Raw genomic sequence first — 9,467 nt, 5'->3', positions numbered from 1 at the left:
AGTTCATTTTCCATCGTTTTCTTGCCGAGCAGGCGCTGGAGTTCTTTAATCTGCTTCATGGCGGCAGCAAGTTCAGAGGCAGGAACAACCTGTTCTCCGGCGGCCACAGCAGTAAGACTTCCTTCCTGGTATTGCTTACGCCAGAGAAATAACTGGCTGGCTGCTACACCATGTTGCCGGGCAACGAGGGAGACCGTCATCCCCGGTTCAAAGCTCTGCTGAACAATTGCGATCTTTTCCTGTGTGGTACGCCGTCTGCGTTTCTCCGGCCCTAAGACATCAATCATCTGTACTCCAATGACTAGTCTAAAAACTAGTATTAAGACTATCACTTATTTAAGTGATACTGGTTGTCTGGAGATTCAGGGGGCCAGTCTACATCCCACCATTTCAGGGCAATCAGCGCCTCAGCACGGGAAAGGGATATTCTCTGTATATCAGCATCCTCCCCACCAGCCACCCGGTATACCTCTGATAAATCACGAACATTTTTCATGTCTGCTTTCCCGGACGTTTCCATCAGTGCGTTAATATCATCCCCCGTATAGCGTGATTGCGCGACGATACCAGCCAGAGAGATAACCATAGCCCGGCATACCTGGTCTATCAGACGTAACCTGGTGTCATCATTCGAGAGGGTGTAAGACTTAACCTCAGCCACATTCCGTGGATAGTTGGCGTGCCATACCGCGACAGCTCCACATTCATCAACATCGCCGCTAAGGTAGGTTTTTGCCACTCGGTTATTACCCGATAACGCAATTTCTACCTCCTGTATGCCGAAAAACCATGCGGCTATCGCATGACCTGCTTCATGTATTGCAAGATGTCTGGGCCAGCGATAGCTGCCGAACTCAATAATGATGGGTTGCGTACTCATATCTTCCCTCTCAGAATGGCGTTTCATCGTCGAATGGTGGGCTTTGGTCGTATTCATCACGGGATGGCTGCTGCGCACGTCTCAGCGCGTCCGTTGCCTGTCCCCGCTGTCCTGCCTTCCCGCCGGGGCGTACCGTTCTGGCGCTGATCACACTGTCGGCTACTACCTGATACCCCTGCTGTGTACCGCCGTCCTGCCCTGTCCACTGGTTGAGTTGCATATTGCCTGCCACGCTCACAAGGTCGCCTTTCTGGTGCTTTGCCAGCGCATCGGCCTGCTTCCCAAAAGCAATAACGCCCAGCCAGAAGGTTGACTCTCCCGCCTCTGCCGCATTACAGGGGAGAGACACCGCCAGCCGCGCCATAGCCATGTTGTTACCGTTCGTTGTGGTGCGGGTCTGGGGATCTGCCACCAGCCGCCCGTATGCTGAAATTTGTGCTGTCATTTTCCCCTCACTGGATTATTAGTTTTGCTAATGACGATTTCTTAATGTGGGACACCTGCCGATTTTTTTTCATAGTAAGCAAAAATAGTGTTGTCTCTGTTGTCTTTGTTGTCTCACGGCTCTACAGGCCGCGCCACGTCTGGGTTTTGCTGAGACAACATTTGCAATTTCGTGTTGTCTCACCCGGCATAAATGTTGTCTCACTGCCTGCCAGACTAAAAACACACTTTCGCCCTGTTGTCTCAAAATGGCTAAATGTTGTCTCGGTGTTGTCTCAGAAATTAAAATAAAATCCTTATAAATCAATCTCAATTACAAATTGAGACAACAAAGACAACCGAGACAACACTAAAACTACGCATGTGAAGAAATAATTATTCTTCTGGCTGGCTGCTTTCCTCTGCCATGAAATTGAGTACATAGACGCGAATCTGTCGCCCATCCTCCCTTACTCGCCCCTGATAGCCTCGCCCGCTCGTTGGTGGTGTAAGCATTCCTGCATTCTTTAGAACTTCGGCAAACTGTTTGGTATTGAAGCCCTTTGCAATCTCCTGCTCAAACGCTGCCGGGAAGGTGTAGAAAATTATCGGGTCGCCGTCGTGGTTCCCCTTCTTCCTGTACCCGGCTAAATCACGGATGGGTAAATCGCGCGGGTCATAACCCAGCGGCGCGAATCGACTCAGCCCATAGGCATTCAAAAACGCCTCCGTCTGCTCAATAATCTGCTGGTGCTCTTTGTTCCCCGTGCCGAACTCACGCAACCACGCATTGTAGCTGTGCTGTATCGCATCACGGCACGTTTGATCATCCCAGCCAGTAACCACGCCACCCAGCAGTAAAGCAGCCTCCAGAATGGCGAACCTTGCCCCTACACGGTGAACCTGTTCCCCATAGTCGGCAGGAATAAGACTGCGCCAGCGGGCTTCACAGTCACGAACGGTATCAATGGCCTGCTGCTGGTGGCCTGCAAGCCATCTGATCCACTCCCGCCCGGCAGCGCCGTGATTGCTCTGCCACGCGGATTTTAATGCGTCTGCATGGTCTTTCCCTGTCTGGTGCTCATGAAAGCGCACCGCCTTACTTAACGGGATATTCAGCAGGCGCACCAGTTGCCCCGCTTTTGTCTTGCGTCCTGCGGAGGCAATGAACGTTTCTAAATCCATTTCCCCGGTGCTGATTGCCACGGTACGCCAGCGTTTTAGATCCCGATTTCCGCCTTCTTTCGCGCCCTGCAATTTCCCTACGCCGTTAAACAGGGCATAGGCAGACTGAGAAACGCTTATCGGGTCTGCGCCCTGTCCGACTTCATCCAGCGGCATCAGTCCGTCATTGTGGGCGGCGGCCTCGTTTATCATCCCCAGCGCCGTCCCGTACCACGTCAGGCGCAAGGCATCAGGGTTCCCGTATAGACTGCTAGCCACGTTCTGCGTGGTTGTTTTCCCGGCGCTCGATTGCTCATAAAAATGAATCCCGAATCCGTCACGCTCTGCCACCCCGATTAATGGCGCTGCCAGTGCTGCGGCAATGCCTGTCATCATCGCGTAGTTGCCGTATGCCAGCCGCGCGACACTGTTGCGCCAGCTTTCCGGCGTTCCTGCTACGGTATACCCGGCAGCGGCTGAACTGCGCCCGCTGAACAAAACAGGCCGCTCAGGTGTGCCGATGATTTCCCCGTCCGGCATGATGTATGCCCCGCACTGCCAGCCTGTAGCATGAGCAACGCGCCACAATTCACGCGAGCCGCTCCGCTGTAGCCAGTCGGCAAGGATCGCCCGTAAACTGCTTTTGGTCGTGACGTTAACCCCACCAGCTTTCAGGGTGCGCCAGCCTTCACGCTCGCCAATATCAGCCAGCGGGATAGCCGCTGTTGTCGGTATGCCTGCACCGAATGCCAGCCATGAGATAATAAGATACTGATCTTTGTCGTCGCGTCCCGTGCCGATAACCTCCAACGGGGAACATAACCAGCTTTCAGCGTTGACGATCTCCCCGCTTTCCTTGTCCACCTTCGGCGTTACCCAGAAAACGCTATCTTTGCGGCTCTCAATGTGGGGTTTTAGTGGATCTTTCTCTGGATGGTCAGTTTTACCGCCCTCAATGGCTTGCAATCGCGGTTTCACGGCTTCCCCTTGAATCTGGTACATCGAATCGTTAAACGCAGCCGTAGCGACTTCCAGCCCGTTTTGCTGGCGGTAGTCGTCCCAGTCGGCTTTGTAGTCTGTCGGCGGCAGCGCCACCCAGCCAGCCACGGATAAGGCGGCTTTCTCTGCGGCATCTTTGCCCGTGTTCGCCTGGTCGTCCTGCTGGTGGTCGTTATCTGCGGCAATGATAATCTGCGTGGCGGGATATATCCGGCGCATCACTTCGGCAACGGGTAGCAGGTTGCCCGCGTCAATTGCTGCCACTGCCAGCGCGTCCGGGCGCATCAGGTGAACTGAAAGGGCCGTCGCCAGCCCCTCGGCAATTAAAACGCTCTGCGGCGATTCTGGCGCGTTTACGGCGTGATATGCCCCGCGCTTTGCTGAACCTGTCAGGAGTCGCTTCTCTCCCTGCGGTGTAATGGTTTGCGCTGCTGCCACTGCGCCGGATTCGTCCACCAGCTCCAGCAATAACGAACCATCCGGCATAACCGGATAGTTAAACCCGGTCAGCCCTTTTGATTGCAGGTAATCAGATTCGCCCTGTGTGGCACTCTGGCGCATTCCGGCATACAGATGGGCAAACGTAGCCCTTCGCTGCTCTGCGTCCTCTGCTGCCTGTTTCTGGCGCTCCTGCTCACGCTGCTGGCGGTCAGCTTCCAGTTGCTCTCTTCTATGGCTCGCTGCCGCCGGGTCGGTTTGCGCTGCCCGGTAATCAATACCCAGCACGTCAGCGGCAAGCTGTGCCGCCTCCGTGGTGTCGCAGTTGTTTACCCGCTTGATTAAATCCAGCCCGTCACCAGCGCCACACTGGTTGCAGATAAAGCTACCGCGCCCGTTGTCGTCGAATCTGAAACGGTCTTTTCCACCACATGCAGGGCATGGAGAATGGCGGCGCGATGAATCAGGCACGTCGATAGACAATTCAGCCAGCACATAAGGCCAGCGCCCTGCTGCGGCGCTGGTCACTTCGCGGATAAGGTCGATATTACGCATGGTTGCCTCCTGCCACGGTCGCGCCCATATCATTAATCATGCTTTGCCATATCTCGCGCCCGATGTCAGTCAATCCGTCCTTAGTGACGCAACGATCAAGAAGCTCGATCCCCACGATTTCCCACTGCGGGTAGCGCACTTTCATGGCTGCCAGTGCGTAGCTATCAATCAGGCTGCGAACGCCTTTTACTCCATTGACGATTTCCACACGGACGGCGAGGCCGTCCGCATCAATCATGAAATAGTCCCCGCCGCTGGTGGAAGTAATGTGGTTATACAGTGCTGCCGCATACTTATTCGCCAGCGCATTCAGTCGGAAATTTTTAGTAATCATGTCGCCCCTCAGTGCGCCAGCGCCATTTCAGGCCAGCCGTTTTCATTCAGTTCAGCTATAAAGCTGTTGTGAAGTTCAGCAAGCGTTTCACGACCAAATGGAGTCAGTGCTCCTTGTTCCACATCCATCATGGCTCTGTAGAAAATGATGGCGCGTTCTGTGCCAGACTCGATGCCAAAACGTTCTATCATCGCGCCCTCAATGTTGTTTGCCATAGCGAGGCGCTCTGCTACTGGATACAGCGGCATGGCGACGATGCCGTTGGAATAAACAGCCACTTCGGAAGGATTGCCAGTATCATCAATGATGCTGACAGTGCCGTTTTCCTCTCTCATTTCCAGCATGAATACTGTTGCGATCAGCCAGCGCCACATAATCACGTGATGCTGTGATGTGTAATCGAAATATCCCTGGTTGCCGCCACTGGCAATAGCGAGATGTATAAACATGCCTTCATCTGGTTTATCGTCATAATCCCCGGCATCCAGACGATTTACGGCATCAATATATGAGACGGTCTCAACGCGTTCTGTCATGCCATCGTTGCTGCGGTACATGATGTTTACGCCGCCAGGCGTTGCTTCTGCATGGAACGTTAAGAAATTATTCATGTTTCGCCTCGCCTGAATGATTCTGTAACTCATATTTGCCCAACAATTCGTCAGCTTCCTGAATAGCTTCTGGTACGCCATTGAGCAGTGACATAACCGCGCCAATCATTAACTTGTCTCTGTTGCTGGGGCTGGCCCCTTCAAGCCAGAACCCTAAAACAGTCTGAACCTGTTCGATGCGACATTGCGCTTCAATGAGCTGGATGTTGGTCATTTCGCACTCTCCACATCGATTAAACTGATATCTATCAGGGAGGTAACTTTTTGTAGCCAGCTATTGATTACTGTCGCCTGTTCCCCTCCCACCGAGGGAACAATCTCATTCATCACATGAACCAGACCTGTGCGCGCTCTGGTAAGCCGTTCAGTCGCGCAATCTGCGGGAGTGAATGTGTCTGGATATGGCTCTTCGCGCCCCAGCAATGATTCAATTTCCAGCTCACACGGATGACGATAAATTAAGTTGATATTCATTTTTCACCCCCAAGAATTACCAGCTCTGCACGGGCATCGTTAACCAAAGATGAGCACGCTTTAATCGCATCCACGACATCAGCAGCGTCCATTTCTTCAGCCGAAAGACTGACAGCAACCAGGACAGCCGCTGTTTGCTCGATTAATTGAAGTGCGGACGTAAGGCGAGGGGTATTAATTGAGTTATTCATTGGTTGCCCCCCGTTTTCCTGACATTTCGCCACCTTCCAGCAGGAAATGAACGTCACGAACGGCGAGATCCAATATCGCGAGTAACGCCTTCAGTTTTTCGTCTCGTGAGGGAGAGTTGCTCACCAGAATGTCATTAATCACTTCTGTCAGTGTGATGATCTGGCTTGTGCGTTCGAGGGGATCCATATGCACATCGTAGGTTTTAATCATGTGCCACCTCCATGCGGATACGACCAGCAAAAAAGCAGACGTGATCGCGCACCAGAGAACGGCGAGCATCGCGTTCAGACTCGGCAGCAATATGATGAATTTTGGCGGTAATTGTCGGGCAATCGCGGCGAACTGCGGCGATAATCCAGATAAATTGCGGTTTTTGGGTAGGGGTAGTAGCCAGCATAGCGGCAGCCTCCTTTGTGTTTAAGGAGTCACCGCCTGAGTTTCCACGCTCTGAAATGGCGGTGACGTTAGCAGGGGTGGAAATACCGGACACAAAGGAAACCGGCCTACGCGAACGTAGCCCCACTAACGCCACCATTGATACAGTACGGACTAGGCCGCTGATTTGATGTGCGTAGTGATCGGACACAAAAAAAGACGCTTTCGGCGTCTGTGTCGCCCTGAGTGTGTTCGGGTTTCCACGCCCGGTTGCTGATTTTGCAGCAACGCTTGAACTATAACAGCTTTTCTCTGCTAGGTGGTCATACCAGATAAAACCGTAACCCTTTAAGAGTTTTTCCTGTGCACGGCTCACCATCTTTTTGTTGAGGGTAAGCGCCTCGCGTACTGGTAACGGAACTCCGGGCGCTGCGGTATCAATATCAGGTTTTATAAGGTTGTAAGGGTTAACATTTGTTAACAGGCCAGCCAGATTAAAGGCTTCTTTCTGGGCGGCAGGTTCATTCAGTATCACGGCGCACCTCCACGAACTCATTAACGAATCTCTCCAAAGGCTGAACACATGGCGACTGATAGCCCTCGCGGTAAAAGGTCACTCGGTTATGCTCGACGCGCTCAACGGTCACTACAGCCCCGTGCGAATCCTTGTAACGGCTTCCCGGCATCGGATTGTGGTTACGCATGGTTTACCTCCAGACGTTTAGCGAGCCAGCGTTGCGACAGGCGGGTGAGTTCTCCTTTGCGCTGCTCATATTCCATGCCCATATCAATTAACGTGATATTGGTGCTTTCGAGATAGGCGAGGTGTTCAAGCTGTGCTGCGTTCATGCTGTCCCGTGGTTCGCCAGTAATGCCATTTGCCTGCGCTCACTGCTTCGCCGTCATGCCACCCAGCACGATACGGGCGATCATGTTGCTCTCGTTGCTGTAGTGGCGCTGCTGCGTCGTTTTGCCCATCTCGGCACGGGCCATATTCAGCGCATCGCACATTGGCTTAAAGTTGTTTGCGGCACTGAGACGGGCTTTTAGCTGGCGACGATAGCGGGCGGCGATTTCAGGCACGCTACGCTGTAATTCTTCCTCGCACTGGATGAAATAACGGCGGATAGCGCGGCCCTGCTCGTTGCGTTCAACCATTGCCACTTCTTTAGCCATATCCAGCGATAGCAGGTAATCATGCTCTATTTGCTGGCGAGTTTTTGCGCTCGCCCGTTTTGGCGTGCTCAAATTTTCAACACGGATAAAATCGGTTCCGGCAATAAAACCGTACTGGTCAATTCGGCCTTTAATCCAGTTAGTAAAGTCGCGGCCCACCCCCAGCGCTTTATGCAACGCCTTAGCGCTCACAATATTGGCTTCACGCCCGCCAATGCGTCCGGCAATAACGGGAACAATAGCGGCAAAGTCGTTGCCGTTAATTACTCCCGTGTTAACGTTGGGCCGCGGGGCGGCCCCCGAACTGAATCGGCTTTTTTCGATAGTCATATTTTCGGCTCCGTTATGCGGCGGTGAGATTGTCCGGGTATAGATTGAGAATGTCGGCAATTTCAGGCTGAGAAAGTCCCTGATAGCCGCCAGCGTCGGCGTTATGGTTCACAAGCCGAATAACTTTTAGAACGTCACCGCGCCCGGTAAAGCGATAGCGTAAATGTGGCCCTATCCCGTCGGGGTTCTTTTCGTCTATACGCTCAAGCTGAATATCAAGCCTGCGCTCTAACTCGCTGGCGTAGTTCCTTCCAGACGAAAGGCGGCAATAACGCAGAATGTCATTTTCTGTCCATCCCTCTATACCAGTACGCAGCATATAGACTCTGGCACGATGCTTTTTCGGTGTGCGCTTTGGTGCTTGAAGGGATTTTGTAAGGGGCGTAACATCAGATACGCGAATATCTGAATTAGCCGCCTGTAATGGGCGGTTTTTCTTTTCCATCAGGCCACCTTCCCGCGGCGTTCTGCCAGCCAGTTGTGAATCTCAACCGCATCAAACGCAGTTATTTTTTCTCCCAGCTTTACCGGACGTGGTAGTGAACCGTTTCTTACTTTACGGTCGATGGTGGATACACTAACGCCCAGCAATTCAGCCAGGCGGAAGCGTCTGATATAGCCTTTTGTAGGGATAGTGTCGATGTTCATGATTCCCGTAACCTCTTAGCGATAGTTGTTGCTTCGTTACGGGGATTTAATGGCGTGCACGCTCAAAAAGGAATGATCGTATTTTTTACTATCGTGATAGTAAAATTTACTATCACCTTTTTTTCCCTGCCGTGGTGCGTTCTTCCGGTGTTCTGTCTGCGTCGGCTATGAGTTTCTTCAGGTAATCTATGGATGGCTCATCATAGCCGCCCCCCAAAAGCGCCCAGTGGTTTATTGTGGCGTTCGCCCATGCTTCGTTGGTTTCCTTCCCGTTCTTCCCTTTACACTCTTCTGGGTAGTGCCGCTTCACATAAATCAACGCCAAGAGGCAAATTTCGCGCTTTTGCCTGTGGCGCTCTCTGTTTCCGTGCTCAACGTTTTTAACATCCTCATAAAGAGCTTGTAAGTTTATGCGAGTTTCGGGGCTGTATATGGGCTGGTTTTTGTCCATGCATTCGCCGATATATTCAACCCACGGCCTTGTTATGTACAAATCCTCTACGGATATTTCGTGGAAGGCATGTTTTGTATAATCGAGAAAAAAATAATAATTCGCACTTACGTCTAGTTCTCTTTTTCTGTGTGCGGGGCTGAATATGCGTGCGGGAGTGTCAATAGAATCAAGCCCTGCGATGTCGAGTATATAGGAGGCGTTAACATGCCATAGCCCAAGCAGGTAATGCTGCCAACTTACTGATTTAGTGTATGATGGTGATTTTAAGGTGCTTGCGTGGCTTCCATTTCCATCAGATGTCCTTCCTGCTCCGCTACTGAAGGCGTGGTGCGTAACGGCAAAAGCACTGCCGGACATCAGCGCTATCTCTGCTCTCATTGCCGTAAAACATGGCAACTACAGTTCACTTACACC

The 9,467-nt window shown here is 52.3% G+C and carries 16 protein-coding genes and 1 pseudogene; 1 reads left to right on the top strand and 16 read right to left on the bottom strand.

Annotated features, from left to right (window positions below; all coding sequences use genetic code 11):
- The 16 genes and pseudogenes from BFF42_RS05215 to BFF42_RS27535 form a co-directional block, all read right to left on the bottom strand.
- Positions 1-287, bottom strand: a 287-nt coding sequence (locus tag BFF42_RS05215; RefSeq protein WP_000567737.1) for a transposase, incomplete at its 3' end; no start/stop codon positions are given.
- Positions 288-328: 41 nt separating this feature from the next.
- A complete protein-coding gene (locus BFF42_RS05210; protein ID WP_000107254.1) occupies positions 329-880 on the bottom strand; it encodes a hypothetical protein in 552 nt (183 codons plus the stop codon).
- Between the two features lie 10 nt (positions 881-890).
- Positions 891-1,325 (bottom strand): single-stranded DNA-binding protein, encoded by a 435-nt coding sequence (locus BFF42_RS05205; RefSeq protein WP_039059657.1) that lies wholly within the window; start codon positions 1,323-1,325, stop codon positions 891-893.
- A 374-nt stretch (positions 1,326-1,699) separates the two neighbouring features.
- Positions 1,700-4,459, bottom strand: a complete 2,760-nt coding sequence (locus BFF42_RS05200) for a TOPRIM and DUF927 domain-containing protein (RefSeq protein ID WP_039060423.1) — start codon at positions 4,457-4,459, stop codon at positions 1,700-1,702.
- Positions 4,452-4,793 (bottom strand): hypothetical protein, encoded by a 342-nt coding sequence (locus tag BFF42_RS05195; RefSeq protein ID WP_000628960.1) that lies wholly within the window; start codon positions 4,791-4,793, stop codon positions 4,452-4,454. The genes BFF42_RS05200 and BFF42_RS05195 overlap by 8 nt, the downstream gene beginning before the upstream one ends.
- Before the next feature lie 8 nt (positions 4,794-4,801).
- Complete coding sequence (locus tag BFF42_RS05190; RefSeq protein WP_001058746.1) at positions 4,802-5,404, bottom strand: hypothetical protein; 603 nt, start codon at positions 5,402-5,404, stop codon at positions 4,802-4,804.
- A complete protein-coding gene (locus tag BFF42_RS05185; protein ID WP_000181940.1) occupies positions 5,397-5,618 on the bottom strand; it encodes a hypothetical protein in 222 nt (73 codons plus the stop codon). Before BFF42_RS05185 ends, BFF42_RS05190 begins: the two co-directional genes overlap by 8 nt.
- A complete protein-coding gene (locus BFF42_RS05180; RefSeq protein WP_001024676.1) occupies positions 5,615-5,878 on the bottom strand; it encodes a hypothetical protein in 264 nt (87 codons plus the stop codon). The genes BFF42_RS05185 and BFF42_RS05180 overlap by 4 nt, the downstream gene beginning before the upstream one ends.
- The gene (locus BFF42_RS05175) at positions 5,875-6,069 is read right to left on the bottom strand and encodes a hypothetical protein (protein ID WP_001065742.1); all 195 of its coding nucleotides are present in this window, start codon (positions 6,067-6,069) and stop codon (positions 5,875-5,877) included. The genes BFF42_RS05180 and BFF42_RS05175 overlap by 4 nt, the downstream gene beginning before the upstream one ends.
- A complete protein-coding gene (locus BFF42_RS05170) occupies positions 6,062-6,280 on the bottom strand; it encodes a hypothetical protein (RefSeq protein WP_000598360.1) in 219 nt (72 codons plus the stop codon). Before BFF42_RS05170 ends, BFF42_RS05175 begins: the two co-directional genes overlap by 8 nt.
- Positions 6,273-6,980, bottom strand: a complete 708-nt coding sequence (locus BFF42_RS05165; RefSeq protein ID WP_114142536.1) for a host cell division inhibitor Icd-like protein — start codon at positions 6,978-6,980, stop codon at positions 6,273-6,275. Before BFF42_RS05165 ends, BFF42_RS05170 begins: the two co-directional genes overlap by 8 nt.
- Positions 6,967-7,149, bottom strand: a complete 183-nt coding sequence (locus BFF42_RS05160; protein ID WP_001244024.1) for a DUF4222 domain-containing protein — start codon at positions 7,147-7,149, stop codon at positions 6,967-6,969. The genes BFF42_RS05165 and BFF42_RS05160 overlap by 14 nt, the downstream gene beginning before the upstream one ends.
- Positions 7,142-7,951 (bottom strand): annotated as a pseudogene (locus BFF42_RS05155) (antA/AntB antirepressor family protein). Before BFF42_RS05155 ends, BFF42_RS05160 begins: the two are co-directional and overlap by 8 nt.
- A 13-nt stretch (positions 7,952-7,964) precedes the next feature.
- Positions 7,965-8,396 (bottom strand): hypothetical protein, encoded by a 432-nt coding sequence (locus BFF42_RS05150; protein WP_000412535.1) that lies wholly within the window; start codon positions 8,394-8,396, stop codon positions 7,965-7,967.
- On the bottom strand, positions 8,396-8,599 hold the full coding sequence (locus BFF42_RS05145) for a helix-turn-helix transcriptional regulator (RefSeq protein WP_001018038.1): 204 nt from the start codon (positions 8,597-8,599) through the stop codon (positions 8,396-8,398). The genes BFF42_RS05150 and BFF42_RS05145 overlap by 1 nt, the downstream gene beginning before the upstream one ends.
- Before the next feature lie 112 nt (positions 8,600-8,711).
- The gene (locus BFF42_RS27535) at positions 8,712-9,050 is read right to left on the bottom strand and encodes a hypothetical protein (RefSeq protein WP_235868415.1); all 339 of its coding nucleotides are present in this window, start codon (positions 9,048-9,050) and stop codon (positions 8,712-8,714) included.
- Between the two features lie 279 nt (positions 9,051-9,329).
- Here BFF42_RS27535 and BFF42_RS05135 point away from each other — a divergent pair.
- Positions 9,330-9,467: insA N-terminal domain protein (locus BFF42_RS05135; RefSeq protein ID WP_001645659.1), on the top strand; the 138-nt coding region annotated here is incomplete at its 3' end.

This window comes from Shigella sp. FC1661 (assembly GCF_001712525.1).
GTDB classification, from domain to species: domain Bacteria; phylum Pseudomonadota; class Gammaproteobacteria; order Enterobacterales; family Enterobacteriaceae; genus Escherichia; species Escherichia coli.
This window is presented reverse-complemented; position numbering and strand designations above follow the sequence as displayed.